Origin of the sequence: Comamonas odontotermitis (assembly GCF_014207855.1) — a bacterium.
Taxonomy (GTDB): domain Bacteria; phylum Pseudomonadota; class Gammaproteobacteria; order Burkholderiales; family Burkholderiaceae_C; genus Comamonas; species Comamonas odontotermitis_A.
In genome coordinates this window covers 1-13,653 of sequence record NZ_JACHKZ010000034.1, presented here as the reverse complement: position 1 = coordinate 13,653, position 13,653 = coordinate 1, and the positions used below count along the sequence as shown (strand labels likewise).

Below are 13,653 nucleotides of genomic sequence, written 5' to 3'. Positions count from 1 at the left end.
ATGATTAAATTTTTACACTGGGTACTTGTGAGCACGCTGCTTGTGCTGTCCCTGAGTCCTACTTTCGCCCGCTATATTCAAGCCGACCCAATTGGAATGGATGGTGGTTGGAATCGATTTGCATATGCAGAAAATAACCCAACACGTTATATAGACCCTCTCGGACTGGCATCGCAAGTCTGTACTCATCCAGGTGGCGGAGGAAACTGGCCTCATATGTTCACATGTGTGAATGGAAATTGTGAAGGATGGTATCCATCAATGGCTAGCGGAACAAAACCCAAAGGACCATGGGAAGCTATGATTAACAGCAATGGAGCTTACGTCCCTGACAATGATAAGGTTTCAGGAAGCTATTGCGCTGCGGTTTCTTCTTGCGATGAAGCATACACCGATCAGTGTATTTTGGCATGCAGAAATAATGCCAATAGACCAAGTCATTACAATGTTGTTAGTAGCAGTTGCATAAATGCTGCCCAACAATGTGTAGAGGGATGCGTAATAAATTCTTGCAAGATGAGAATTATGAACTTCTTTAAGAAATGAAAAAATATATAATTATAATTATTTTGGCTGCAGCTGCTATATTGGGATTCCTTTATAATAGCTTTTTATACACCTTGTTTTTGACAAATGATGATGTTTTTTACAAAGTTTCCAGAATGATTAAAGATCCGGAAATTTGCGGAGAGAAAAATAAAAAAAATTATTCAATATTAAAAAACATCAATTGGCTAGATAACAATCTAGAAATCAAAGAATATTTAAATGCAATGCCAAAAAGAATTGATTATAAGATAATAAATAGCGAATCAAAGCTACCAATTTATCATGTGGTTTATTATGTAGATGGTGGCTGTGACGGATTTTTTATATCAAAAGAATAAATAAATTTAACGACCATCGAATTTGCATTGAGGCATTCGCTCAATCTTCTGGTTGAGATTTGCCTCTAGCCTCTGCATATGCGTTGAACTTGGCAGGAGGCTTGTATGGCACCGGGTTCTGCATCCAGGACGGCATTGGCACTGCCGCCTGGTAACTCCCTACCTTCTTCCAGCCCGCCTCGAACGCCTTGTATTCCGGCGAATCGTATGGATACCGTCTATCCATAGGCCAGCCCGGGCGAAACGATGCCTCCCCCTCTTGCTGGATTTTTGAAAGGTATGCACGACGTTCATCATCAGTCATGCATACATCCTAGCTCACCTTGGGTGCATGTCTACTTGTTGGTTTTGGGCTTCAATCCCGGCGCACTGCCTGGCGTAGGCTTGTAGATACTGGAGCTTTGCTGCATCGTCTCTGACGCTGGATCTGAGATCAAGAACAGCGAGTCCAGTTTCTCCATCGAGTGCGAGGGCTTGCATCGTCAAACCTGCTGGGGACGGCATCGAGGCCCCGGCCGCCGTGGTTGTGCCGGTGCTGCAGACGACTCGATTAGCGTGGAGCCGCACCTCATAAGTGCCAGTGGCAATACAGCAGCGCAGGCGATAAGCTTCCTGCTTTTCTGCAGTTCTTTCTTCTGATAGTTGAGTGTCTATAGCCGCGATTGCTGTTGGGTTGAGCTGTGTGGCCTGAAGCACCTCGCGCACTGCTGTACAGTCATATGTTCATCCGTTTTAAACAGCTTTGCGGCCCATGGTCAAACGTCATGGCGTACCATTAGATGTAGATAGCCAAGCGTAGGACTTATAGCGTACCAACCGCACCGGCGTAGGATGATTTAAAGAACTTCTCTTTTCCTACGCTATTCTAATCAGTGCAGGCCCATGCAAGTCAGATGTAGATCCATCGATAGCGGACATTGATATTTGGATTTATTCCAATAAAAACAAATAGATGAGATTGAAAAACATAGAAGTTCAAGCACCTACAAAAGCTGATTTTTCAGCGCACACGCCGATGATGCAGCAATACCACGCTGCAAAGGCTGACCACCCCAACACCCTGCTGTTCTACCGCATGGGGGATTTCTACGAGCTGTTCTATGGCGATGCCGAAAAGGCCGCCCAGCTGCTCGACATCACGCTCACGCAGCGCGGCCAGTCGGCGGGCCAACCCATCCCGATGGCGGGCGTGCCCTTCCATGCGCTGGAAAACTACCTTGGCCGCCTGATCAAACTGGGCGAATCCGTGGCGATCTGCGAACAGGTAGGCGAAGTTGGAGCGAGCAAAGGCCCGGTGGAGCGCAAGGTGGTGCGTGTGGTCACCCCCGGCACGGTGACCGATAGCGAATTGATGAGCGACAAGGCCGAGGCCATGCTGCTGGTGGTGCACCAGGCGCCACGCGCGCGCTGTGGCCTGGCCTGGCTCAGCGTCACACAGGGCAAGATCTTCATGGCCGAATGCACCAATGAAGACTTGGCGGGCTGGATGGGACGCATCGCGCCCAGCGAAGTCGCCTACAGCGCCGGTGCCACACAGCGCTTTGAACAAGACCTTTACCAATTGCGCAGCAGCGGCGTGCTGGCCTGCCCGCTCACCCTGCGTCCCGACTGGCAGTTTGACGAAAAACTGGGTGAACGCAAGCTGCTGGAGCAGTTGGGCGCTGCCAGCCTCCAGGCCTGGAACGCGCAAGAGTTGTACGCGGCCCATGCCGCAGCCGGCGCACTGCTGCAGTACGCCGAACACACCCAGGGCCGCGCGCTACCGCATGTGCACAGCATCCACGTGGTGCGCGATGATGCCCTCATCAACCTGCCAGCCACTACGCGCCGCAATCTGGAGCTGGTCAAAACCCTGCGCGGTGAAGACAGCCCGACCCTGTTCTCGCTGCTCGACACTTGCCAGACCGGCATGGGCAGCCGCCTGCTCAAAGCCTGGCTGCTGGAGCCCAGCCGCGACCGCAGCGAAGCCAGCGCGCGCCTGCAAGCCATTGGTGTGCTGCGCGGCGACAGCGCCGCCGCATCGGCCGCGCCCTGGCAGATTCTGCGCACCGAGCTCAAAGGCGTCTCCGATGTCGAACGCATCACGGCCCGTATCGCCTTGCGCCAGGTGCGCCCACGCGAACTGGTGGCACTCGGGCTGACACTACAAAAAGCAGAGCAATTGGCGCGCAATGGCTCTGCGCCAGCACCGCTTTTGAACCATATTTTTGATGCATTGCAGCCCCCACGCGATGCGATGGAGTTGCTCATCCAAGCCATCGCTCCCGAGCCTGCCGCGCTGGTGCGCGACGGCGGCGTGATCGCCAACGGCTTTGATGCAGAGCTCGACGAACTGCGCGGCATCCAGACCAATTGCGACGAGTTCCTGCTCGACCTGGAAACGCGCGAGAAAGCCCGCACCGGCATCACCAACCTGCGCGTCCAGTTCAACAAGGTGCATGGCTTCTATATTGAAGTGACCAGCAGCCACGTTGGCAAGGTACCGGATGACTACCGCCGCCGCCAGACGCTCAAGAATGCCGAGCGCTTCATCACGCCAGAGCTCAAGGCCTTCGAAGACAAGGCCCTGTCTGCGCAGGAGCGTGCACTGCAGCGCGAAAAATGGCTGTACGAGCAGGTGCTGGACCAGTTGCAGCCCCATGTTGGCCAGCTCAGCAAGGTGGCGCAAGCCATTGCGTCGCTGGACGCGCTGTGTGCGCTCGCCGAGCGCTCGCTCACGTTGAACTGGTGTGCGCCTCAGTTCGTGCCCGAGCCCTGCATCGACATCGATGGCGGCCGCCATCCGGTGGTGGAGGCCCGCCTGGCAGAAACCTCCAACGCCTCGTTCATCGCCAACAACACGCGCCTGTCCACCCACCAGCGGCTGCAGATCATTACCGGCCCCAACATGGGCGGTAAATCGACCTATATGCGCCAGGTGGCTCTGATCGCCCTGCTTGCCAGCATGGGCAGCTATGTGCCCGCCACGCGCTGCCTGCTCGGGCCCATCGATGCCATCCACACCCGCATTGGCGCGGCGGACGACCTGGCCAATGCGCAATCGACCTTCATGCTCGAAATGACCGAGGCCGCGCAGATCCTGCACAGCGCCACACCCAACAGCCTGGTGCTGATGGATGAAATTGGCCGCGGCACCAGTACCTTCGACGGGCTGGCCCTGGCCAGCGGCATTGCCACGCACCTGCACGACAAAACCCGCGCACTGACGCTGTTTGCCACGCACTACTTCGAGCTGACCGAGCTGCCCGCCAAGGCCAGACACGCCATCAACATGCATGTAGCGGCAACCGAAGCGGGTAGCGACATCGTGTTTCTGCACGAGCTGCAACCCGGCCCGGCCAGCCGCAGCTACGGTGTGCAAGTGGCCAAGCTGGCCGGCATGCCTGCGCCGGTGCTGACCCATGCGCGCCATGCATTGGCGGCGCTGGAATCGCGCCAGGCCGCCAACGACACGCAGGTCGATCTGTTTGTGGAACCTGCATCGGCCGATATACCCACGCCCAGCGCAGTGGAAGCGAAGCTGCGCGAGCTGCAGCCCGACACACTGACACCGCGCGACGCACTCGATCTTCTCTACTCTCTCAAGCGACTCGCAGACAAGTCATGACCTACTGTGTAGCGATCAAACTGAACGCCGGACTGGTGTTCCTCTCCGACTCCCGTACCAATGCGGGTCTCGACCATATCAGCACCTTCCGCAAGATGATGGTGTATGAAAAGCGCGGCGAGCGCTTCCTGGTGCTGCTGTCTGCCGGCAACCTGTCGATCTCGCAATCCGTGCGCGAGATCTTGCAGACCCAGCAACTGGAAGACGAAAACGGCGGCCCGCCGATCACGATCTGGAACGCCAAGAGCATGTTCGAGGCCACGCGCGTGCTGGGCGCGGCCGTGCGCCATGTGTATGAACGCGACGGCAAGGCGCTGGAGCGTGCAGGTGTCGATTTCAACTGCAGCCTGGTGTTCGGCGGCCAGATCGCAGGCGAGAGCCCGCGCCTCTTTCAGATGTACTCGGCGGGCAACTTCATCGAAGCCACGGCCGAGACACCCTATTTCCAGATCGGTGAAGCCAAGTATGGCAAGCCCGTGCTCGACCGGGTGCTCACGCCCCGCACGCCCTTGAACGAAGCGGCCAAATGCGCACTGGTGTCGATGGACAGCACGCTCAAATCCAACCTGTCGGTCGGCCTGCCGCTCGATCTGGTGGTGTACGACACCGACGCACTGCAATGCGACAACATTGCTTGCATCGACGAGCACAATGCGTACTTTCGCATGGTGCGCAGCACCTGGGGCGACAAGCTGCGCCAGGCTTTTGACAGCATCGACGACCCGCGCTGGGACCATGGCAACGCTGCGGACTCGATCCAGCCTACGCACAGCCACGCCAAACCGGTCAAGAAAATCACCGATTCGCAAACGATGCTGTAAGAGCGTGCTTGCGATTCCCTTGCGCCGCGGCAGTGGCTTTGCGAGCGCCTGGCTAGGGGCGCCCGGCTAGGTATGGGCTGCGAGGGGCGCGCCTAGCGGCGCAATCCGCAGCAATAGACTCGCTCAGCCATGCACGAGGTTGGGGTTCTGCGCCAGTTGCTGCGCAATGCTGCGGCTCGCGTGCAGCAGCGGCTGGATATAGGCCGCCTGCACATCTTCCTTCTGGCGAAACAGCAAGGTGCTGACGCTGATGGCCGCCACCGGGCTGCCGTCGGGGCCCAGCACGGCCGCGCCAAAGCAGTAGATGCCTTCTTCATTCTCCTGCGCGTCGGTGGACCAGCCCCGCACGCGCACCGCATCCACCTGTACCTGCAGCGCCTCGGCGCTGGCTACCGTTTGCGCCGTCAGCGGCTCGTAGGCCAGCTGCGCCATCAAGGCGCTGGCAGCTTGCGGAGCCAGTGCTGCCAGGTAAGCCTTGCCAACAGCAGTGGAATACAGGTTGACGCTGGTGCCAATGCGCGAAGACATCTGCACCGCGCTCGGGCTCTCCAGCTTCTCGATATAGACCATGCTGTGGCCTGAAGGCACGGCAAAGTGGATGGTCTCGCCGGTGGCATCGCGCAGTGCGCGCAGCGCATCAACCGCAGCCATGCGCAGGCCGGAGCGGCTCCAGCTGCGGCTGGCCAGCTGCACCAGGCGTGGGCCCAGGGTCCAGCTGCGGGTATTGCCCGCTTCCACCACCATGCGCTCGGCCTGCAGCGCCGCCACCATGCGGTGCACCGTGGGCCGCGGGTAGCCGGTGGCGCGGGTCAGCTCGGCAATGCCAATCGGCTCGGGGCTGTCGGCCACGAGCTGCAGCACGCGCATGAATTTGGAAAACGCCGCCGTACCGGCGACGCTGTTTTCAGCCTGGGAAGAAGGTGCTGCCATGTGTCCATCCAATCGAGCGCAAAGCATAACGCAGGCCCGGTGTGTTTCCCACGGCTGCTGCAGCGCTCCTTCACAATGCGGCATTGCAAGCTCCGCCGGGAGGTTTGCCCGCTAGCTGACCATGTAGCCGCCATCGACCGGCAAGATCACCCCCGTCATGAAACTTGCCGCCGGCGTGCACAGAAACACGGCCGCCTGTGCCACATCCTGCGGCGTGCCCCAGCGGCCCAGCGGCGTGCGCGCGAGAATGGGCCCTGAGCGTGCCGGGTCATCCTGCAGCGCCTGGGTGAGCGGCGTGGCGATCCACCCTGGTGCAATGGCGTTGACGCGAATGCCATCGGCCGCATAGGCAATCGCAAGCGACTTGGTCAGCTGGCCGATGCCGCCCTTGCTGGCCGCATAGCCCGGTACCAGGCCTCCGCCAAAGAATGTCAGCATCGATGCGGTGTTGACGATGCAGCCGCGCGTGGCCTTGAGCCTGCCGCGCACTGCGGCGCACACGCGCATGGTGCCGGTCAGGTTCACCTCCAGCACGCGCTGGAAGACCTCGACATCGTGCTCTTCTCCGCGCTTGATGATGCCCGCGCAGTTGAACACGATATCGAGCGCGGGCAGATCGGCCAGCACGCGGTCCAGATCGTCCTGCCTCGTCACATCGGCCTCGCGCACTTCCACAGCGGGCGACAGGGTGCCGTCGCCCTGCCCCAGCCCCAACGCCACCACGCGCGCGCCCATGGCGGCCAGCTGGTTGGCAATCACTGCGCCGATGCCCTGAGTGGCACCTGCCACCAAAGCGGTTTTGCCTGCAAACAGGTCTTGCTGATACGTTGTGCTCATCACTTGCTACTTCTGCTACTTGCTACTTCTGCTACTTGCTACTTCTGCTACTTGCTACTTCTGCGATTCGCTCACTTCATGGCTCACTCCATCGTGCACGCGAAGGCTTGCCCAAAATATGCAGGCAACGCCTTCGCCAAACCAGCGGAGTGATCGTTGGATTCAGAACCCCGATCAGTTCTATCAGTTCTTCATGTCCAACAGCTTGATGAGGTCTGCGAAATACGTCGCATCCTTCATCATCTGATCGCGGAATGCTGCCCCGTCACGGTAGACAAAGCCCAGGTTCTGCTTGGACAGCACCTCCTGGAAGGCAGGCTCGTCAATCGTCTTCTTGGCAGCCGTCTTCAAGTAGTTCACCACCTCGGGCGACATGTTCTTGGGGCCTGCAATGCCGCGCCAGGTGCCAATGCTCAGATCGATGCCCTTTTCCTTCAGCGTCGGCACCTTGTCGAAGTTCTTCACGCGCTGGTCAGCCATCACCGTCAGCATCTTGAGCTTGCCCGCCTGCAGCTGCTGCGCCACTTCGGCCGGGCTCACGGCCACGGCATCCACATGTCCACCCATCAGCGCCAGCACCGCCGGGCCCGCGCCCTGGAAAGGAATGTGGTTGAACTTGATGCCCGTCTTGTCGCCCAGCGCCGTTGCGGCAAAGTGCCAGATGGAGCCATTGCCCGCGTTGCCCACGCCCATCTTGCCGGGGTCCTTTTTGGATGCGGCAAGAAACTCCTCGATCGTGTTCCAGGGCGCATCGGCCCGCACGGTGATGGCGGCCGGGTCAGCATTGAACTGGATGATCGGCGTCACATCGTCGTAGGAGAACTTGGCCAGGCCCATGGGCTTCAAGGTCACCAGCTCCACCGTCACAACGGCCAGCTTGTAGCCGTCGGGCTTGGCGTTGATCATGTCCGTCCAGCCAATCGCGCCACTGGCGCCGGGCTTGTTCAGCACCACGATGCTCTGCGGAATGTGCTTGCGTGCCGCCTCGCCAAAGGCGCGGGCCACGCCGTCGGTGCCGCCACCGGGCTGGAAAGGCACGATCAGCTCGATCTGGCGTGCGGGAAAATCTGCCGCCGGCGCTGCGCCGCTCAGGGCCATCAACACAGCACCGGCGCCTGCCGCGGCAAGCCGGAGCGCGCCACGGCGCGTTGGGTTCAAGTTCATACAGTCTCCTCTGGTTGTACTTTGTCGTGCTGTTTCAATAGGTCGCACGGCCACCTGATGCATCAAAAATCGCCCCGGTGCTGAAGCTGCACGCATCCGACGCCAGCCACAGCACCTGCGCGGCAATCTCCTGCGGCTCGCCCAGCCGCCCCATCGGGCTCTTGGCCACCATCGTGGCCACATGCTCGCGCGACATCTGTTCCAGGATCGGGGTGCGCACCGCAGCAGGCGCCAGCGCATTGACCAGCACCCCCGTGCCCGCCAGCTCCTTACCCAGTGATTTGGTCAGCGCCAACACACCCGCCTTTGCCGCGCTGTAGGCCGACGCATTGGGCGTGCCCTCCTTGCCCGCCAGCGATGCGATGTGCACCACGCGGCCATACCCCTGGCTGCGCATGACGGGCACCACGGCCTTGCAGACGTTGTAGGTGCCCAGCAGATTGACCTCGATCACGCGGCTCCACACCGCATCGTCGAACGCATCGAGTGCCATGGTCGGCCCGGTCATGCCCGCGCTGTGCACCAGAATGTCCACCCGGCCATACCGCGCCAGGGTGTGCGCCAGCGCGGCCTGGATGCTGACCGGATCGGTCACATCAGCGGCGCAGTGCAGCGGCGCGGCATCCGCCTCCCCAACAAGGCCTACACCGGCGGGCTGCAGATCCCAGACCGCCACCTGCGCATGGGCGGCCTGCAGCGCCTGCACCACGCAGGCACCAATGCCACTGCCGCCACCCGTCACCACGGCCACCCGGCCCGAAAAGTCGTAGCTGCAGTCCATGGCCTAGCGGATGAATTGTTTGACGTAGTCGGCACCCAGCCCCACGGCTTCAAAGTGCTTGCGGCACATGTCGATCTTGGTGAACACGTCCTCAAAGCCCATGCCCTTGCCCCACGGGTCGGTGTAGTACATCACGCCATTGACCTGGAAGTAGGTGATCATCTCCTCACAGTCTTCGGGCACGTACAGGGTGTGGGTCTCTCCGGGTGGCTCGAACACATAGCTGCCCTCCTTGGCCCACCAGTCGTGCTCCAGGTACTTCCATTTGCCCTTGAGCACAAAGCCGTGCACCGCCTGCGGGTGGCGGTGGCGGCTCAACACGCCCGATTTGCGTACCTTCAGCAGATTCATCCAATAGCCCTGGCTGGCATTGAGGCACAGCGGGCGAAACCACACGTTCTCGGCCTGCGGCACCCACAGGCGCTCATCGGTGGGAATGGCGCTTTCCACCACGATCTCGGGCAAGGCATCCGGCGGATTCGGGTACTGGTAAGGCATCAAGGGGGTCTGGTCTGTGGTTTCTACTGGCATTTATCCACCATATGGACATTAATTTATAATATGGACAATTGTAAAAGCCGCAGACATACGACATCCTCCTGATAAACCCGTATCTCACGACGCCATCAACGCCACCGTCTTCGAGGGCGTTGTTCATTGTTGTCTGACAACCAAGTCATCACCACCGCGTTTTCACCAACAAAAAAGCCCGGCTTGTACAAGCCGGGCTTCGGGATCCGATGAGACGCGAAGAGCGCTACCGCAACATCAGCTCTCTGCCCAGGTGACCACACCCGTAGCGGCCGTCACCAGCACGATGATGCCGAACACAATGCGGTACCAGGCAAATGGCACAAAGCTGTTGCTGGCGATGTAGCGCAGCAGCCAGCGCACGCACAGCCAGGCGCTGATAAACGAGAAAATCAGGCCCACGGAGAACAGCGGAATATCTGCCATCGACAACAGTGCACGCTCCTTGTACAGGCTGTACACACCGGCGCCAATCAGCGTGGGAATGGCCAGGAAGAATGAGAAATCCGTTGCCGCCTGGCGCGACAGACCCATCAGCATGCCGCCGATGATGGTGGAGCCGCTGCGGCTGGTGCCGGGCACCATGGCCAGGCACTGCACCAGGCCCACCTTCAGGGCGTCCAGTGGCGTCATCTCATCGACCGACTGCACGCGCACATGGCCCATCTGGCGCTTTTCTGCCCACAGAATGATGAAGCCCCCCAGGATGAAGGTCGTGGCAACCACCGTGGGTGTGAACAGGTGCGCCTTGATGTATTTGCCAAACAGCAGGCCCAGCACCACAGCGGGCAGAAAGCCGATGAGGACATTGAGCGCGAACCTCTGCGCCTGGCGGCTGGAGGGCAAGGCCACCAGGGTGGAACGGATCTTTTGCCAGTACACCAGAATCACCGCGAAAATCGCGCCGGTCTGGATGGCAATGTCAAACACCTTGGCCTTGGCATCGTCAAAGCCCAGCAGGCTGCCCGCCAGAATCAAATGACCGGTGGACGAGATCGGCAAAAACTCCGTCAGCCCCTCCACCACACCCATGATGGCTGCTTTGATCAATAACAAGGTGTCCACAATCATCCTCAAAAAATCGGTTTTCCGGATTATCCGGCGCCCTCCCGCTGCTTTGCATCAGGAAACGGACAAGGCACTAAATTTTACAAAAATTGATAGCATCCAGCGCTCGCCAGTCAATCTCCAGCGGCCAGAAGGCTTAAAAATTGCTTAACTCGGAAGCTCCAGTATCTGTACATCAGCGCCTGCACCCAGCAATGGCTCATAGTGCGCCACCACCAGATAGCGCCCGCCCTGCGCAAAGCTCCGGGCGGCTTGCAGCAATGCCTGCGGCACAAAGGCCAGCGCGGGCTTGTCCAGTCCTGACAGCGGCTCGTCCAGCAGCACCAGTTGGGCACCGCTTGCCAGGCCCAGCGCCATCACTGCCTTGCGCAAACTGCCAGTCGATAACGCCAATAGCGGCTTGTGCCAGTGCTGCACCAGATCGAAGCCCTGCTGCATCTCGGCGAGCACCCCATCGTTCCAATGCGGAAAATGCGCGCGGAAAGTATCCGTCCATTGCGCAAGCGTGGTGGTATCGGGCGGCATGGTCTCCGGCTTGCGCGGCTCGTGCCAGAACAATGCGTGCGCAGCCTGCAGTTGAGCGGGGGTCTGCCCATCCACCAATACACTGCCACCACCCGCAGCCAGTTGCCCGGCCAGCAGTTGCAAGGCAGTGGTCTTGCCTGCGCTGTAGCCGTCTATCAGTTGCACCAGCCCCGGCTGTGCCCGCCACTGCCAGCCCGCCAGCAACGGCCCCGATCCGGGGTATGAAAACTCCAAGGCATTCCACTGCAGTGCCATGTTGGTACTTGTCCGTCTTGAAACGATAAACTCCTGAAAACATAGCATAAAATCGTTATTCGATCTGCGAAAACCCCGAATATGCTCAACTATCTGGACTTTGAAACCAGCGATGATGGCGAAGGAATCACCACCTTCGATGCCATGGCCTACGCCACTGCCGCGCGCTGGACCGCGTTGCAGGCGGAGATTGAGCAGGTGCTGGCCTGGTGTACTGCGCAATACGGCCTGCCCGGGCCGCTGGAGCGCGGCCATCAGTGGGATCTGGATGTGCAGCTGCAAAGCGGGGCAGGCCACCTGCTTTCCGTGCACTGGGATGCGCACCAACGCAGCCTGTCTGCGCCAGATGCCGCACACTGCAACGCCGTACAGCTGAGCCTGACGATCAGCGGCAATGAAGCGTTTGCCTCCAGTCTGGAATCACGGTTTTTTGGGGACGCGGAGTAAAAGTTAACCTGCGTTTCCTGATGGCGTGTATGTCGCAGATTCGGATTGCCATCGTTTTCCAACTCTTGTGATTTCAATCACCTGAAAGCCAGGTTCGCTTCCAAAATTTTCCAGCGGATGCGGCACTGAGAGGCACTTCTTGGTTTGGCCTTCGATTGGCAAGCTCGGCCATTCTTTTGATCAGAACACAGAGGCCCCCCCGCTGGCAGGAGCCCCTCCCTCCCGCAGACCCATTTCGCTGATCCGACCCTGGCTTTCTTGCGAGCAGCAATGTGAACTATTGTGAGTTGCGGCAATACTCCACTTCGGCTATTCAGCTGCCAGATAGACCCCTAATGATATTTAATTTAGACTGATAACAGGAAATTGATAGATTTTATCTAAATGTAATATCAAATCTTTTCTACGCGTTGCGATGGCGGGTATTCGGCAAGAAGAATTTCCAACACATCTAGACACAGTCAAGCTCATACTTGCCAACACGGTCATTAGCATTCCTGGCTACATCGGCTTTGCAAGTGAAAACGGTTCCAAGGAAGATATGCGAACTTCTATACGCTTTGTGAGGCTGATCCTCGCAGCCATGCTGCTCTGGAGCGGCACCCAAATGGCCTTTGCCCAAAAGGTGCTGATGCTGACCTCCAATGAGACAGCTTCTGATGCTCTTTTGGCTTACAACAATCTCCAGAGTGAGTTTCAAAGCGTCGTCGGTGCAGGAAATCTCACCCGGATGGATGTGCTAAGCAATCCCAATGCCATCTCGCAGGCTACGTTCTCAAACGCCCCTGGCCCTTATGACATTGTCATTGTTGCAGGCACCTACAGCCCCATCGACAACACCAATTGGGCAGTGATCCAGAACGCCGTAGCAAACCGTTGGGCCAACTCCATCGTCTTCTTTGTGGACGGCTGCTGCGAAGCAGGCAACGGTGGCAACGCAGCCAAGATGGTTGCGGCATTGAACGGCGGTGCCGCAACAACCTTCTCGCTGGGAAGTAACTTGAATGCGATAGCGTCCTTTCCGCTCAACACCAATTCGCCCTTTGCATCTTCATTCACAGGTTTGAATCCATTTGCCGGGGGCTACATCACCTATATCAACCAGGTGCCTGCAAGCAATGCCCTTTACCTGGCCACGGGTACCCCTCCAGCAAATTTTCCGCCCGCAGGATCAACGCCCGTCAACAACGTATACGGGCTTCTCATTCCCACAGCACAATCGAATGCAGGCAAAGGCGCTTGCGTCTTTTCCGTGGTTGATGTCTCGCCGTTCGTTTCTCCCCCATGGGATTCCAACCGCGGCAAGATAGCCCCTGCCTTCATCAACGCCGCCACCTCAGAAAACGGCGCATGCGGCCTGCCCAAGGTGGCCAAGTCCTTTGACAAGGCTGATATCTATCTGGGCGGCACGGACAACACCACAACCCTGACCATTCAGCTGTCCAACGGCACGCCCGTTGCCATCTCGGGAGTCAACCTCACCGACAATCTGCCTGCGCCGTTGCAAATTGGCGCTGGCGCAGTCTCCAATACCTGCACCAGCGGCACGCTCACTGCAAATCCGGGCTCGAACGCCATCTCCTTTACCGGCTTTGGCATTCCCTCGGGCGGCTGCTCTGTCACGGTGCCTGTGGTCTGGCCCAATACCGATGCTGGTCGCCAGGCCTGCGCAAATGCGCCTGCGGTCACCAACACCATCACCCCGGGCGTGGATTTTGTCTCGCCTACCGGCCAGGTCAATACGCCCGCGACTGCATCCCTCACCTGCCACGCGGGCCTGTTGAATCTCTCCAAGCTGGT

The 13,653-nt window shown here is 58.9% G+C and carries 15 protein-coding genes; 6 read left to right on the top strand and 9 right to left on the bottom strand.

All coding sequences use genetic code 11. From position 1 onward, the window contains the following. Together HNP33_RS18455 and HNP33_RS18450 are read left to right on the top strand one after the other, a co-directional pair. Positions 1–546, top strand: coding sequence for an RHS repeat domain-containing protein (locus tag HNP33_RS18455; RefSeq protein WP_184711185.1), 546 nt, complete (start codon positions 1–3; stop codon positions 544–546). Further along, positions 543–887 carry a hypothetical protein gene (locus HNP33_RS18450; protein WP_184711184.1) on the top strand — a complete coding sequence of 115 codons (345 nt, stop codon included), beginning with the start codon at positions 543–545 and terminating at the stop codon, positions 885–887. The genes HNP33_RS18455 and HNP33_RS18450 overlap by 4 nt, the downstream gene beginning before the upstream one ends. Positions 888–927: 40 nt before the next feature. On the opposite strand, the gene HNP33_RS18445 is transcribed toward HNP33_RS18450, so the two are convergent. Both HNP33_RS18445 and HNP33_RS21375 read right to left on the bottom strand, forming a co-directional pair. Continuing rightward, complete coding sequence (locus tag HNP33_RS18445) at positions 928–1,191, bottom strand: hypothetical protein (protein ID WP_184711183.1); 264 nt, start codon at positions 1,189–1,191, stop codon at positions 928–930. Between the two features lie 14 nt (positions 1,192–1,205). After that, positions 1,206–1,583, bottom strand: a complete 378-nt coding sequence (locus HNP33_RS21375) for a lysis system i-spanin subunit Rz (RefSeq protein WP_184711176.1) — start codon at positions 1,581–1,583, stop codon at positions 1,206–1,208. A gap of 319 nt (positions 1,584–1,902) precedes the next feature. Here HNP33_RS21375 and mutS point away from each other — a divergent pair, with 319 nt between their 5' ends. Both mutS and HNP33_RS18430 read left to right on the top strand, forming a co-directional pair. Beyond that, positions 1,903–4,494: a DNA mismatch repair protein MutS gene (mutS, locus tag HNP33_RS18435; protein ID WP_184711174.1), complete on the top strand. Its 2,592-nt coding sequence runs from the start codon at positions 1,903–1,905 to the stop codon at positions 4,492–4,494. Next, positions 4,491–5,315, top strand: a complete 825-nt coding sequence (locus HNP33_RS18430) for a proteasome-type protease (RefSeq protein ID WP_184711166.1) — start codon at positions 4,491–4,493, stop codon at positions 5,313–5,315. The genes mutS and HNP33_RS18430 overlap by 4 nt, the downstream gene beginning before the upstream one ends. Before the next feature lie 123 nt (positions 5,316–5,438). Here HNP33_RS18430 and HNP33_RS18425 read toward each other — a convergent pair whose 3' ends face one another. From HNP33_RS18425 to HNP33_RS18395, 7 genes are all read right to left on the bottom strand, one after another. After that, positions 5,439–6,245 carry an IclR family transcriptional regulator gene (locus HNP33_RS18425; protein WP_184711165.1) on the bottom strand — a complete coding sequence of 269 codons (807 nt, stop codon included), beginning with the start codon at positions 6,243–6,245 and terminating at the stop codon, positions 5,439–5,441. A gap of 111 nt (positions 6,246–6,356) precedes the next feature. Beyond that, complete coding sequence (locus tag HNP33_RS18420) at positions 6,357–7,082, bottom strand: SDR family NAD(P)-dependent oxidoreductase (protein WP_184711164.1); 726 nt, start codon at positions 7,080–7,082, stop codon at positions 6,357–6,359. A 183-nt stretch (positions 7,083–7,265) separates the two neighbouring features. Further along, entirely contained in the window at positions 7,266–8,246 is a 981-nt protein-coding gene (locus tag HNP33_RS18415; RefSeq protein WP_184711163.1) for a tripartite tricarboxylate transporter substrate binding protein, read from the bottom strand. Between the two features lie 34 nt (positions 8,247–8,280). After that, positions 8,281–9,027, bottom strand: coding sequence for an SDR family NAD(P)-dependent oxidoreductase (locus tag HNP33_RS18410; protein ID WP_184711162.1), 747 nt, complete (start codon positions 9,025–9,027; stop codon positions 8,281–8,283). Positions 9,028–9,030: 3 nt separating this feature from the next. Next, positions 9,031–9,558 (bottom strand): 2,4'-dihydroxyacetophenone dioxygenase family protein, encoded by a 528-nt coding sequence (locus HNP33_RS18405; RefSeq protein ID WP_184711161.1) that lies wholly within the window; start codon positions 9,556–9,558, stop codon positions 9,031–9,033. A 237-nt stretch (positions 9,559–9,795) separates the two neighbouring features. Further along, complete coding sequence (locus tag HNP33_RS18400; protein WP_184711160.1) at positions 9,796–10,623, bottom strand: undecaprenyl-diphosphate phosphatase; 828 nt, start codon at positions 10,621–10,623, stop codon at positions 9,796–9,798. A 150-nt stretch (positions 10,624–10,773) separates the two neighbouring features. After that, positions 10,774–11,406: an ABC transporter ATP-binding protein gene (locus tag HNP33_RS18395; protein ID WP_184711159.1), complete on the bottom strand. Its 633-nt coding sequence runs from the start codon at positions 11,404–11,406 to the stop codon at positions 10,774–10,776. An 81-nt stretch (positions 11,407–11,487) separates the two neighbouring features. Here HNP33_RS18395 and HNP33_RS18390 point away from each other — a divergent pair, with 81 nt between their 5' ends. Continuing rightward, positions 11,488–11,853, top strand: coding sequence for a hypothetical protein (locus tag HNP33_RS18390; RefSeq protein ID WP_184711158.1), 366 nt, complete (start codon positions 11,488–11,490; stop codon positions 11,851–11,853). Between the two features lie 541 nt (positions 11,854–12,394). Then, on the top strand, positions 12,395–13,653 hold a 1,259-nt coding region (locus HNP33_RS18385), incomplete at its 3' end, for a hypothetical protein (RefSeq protein WP_221452130.1).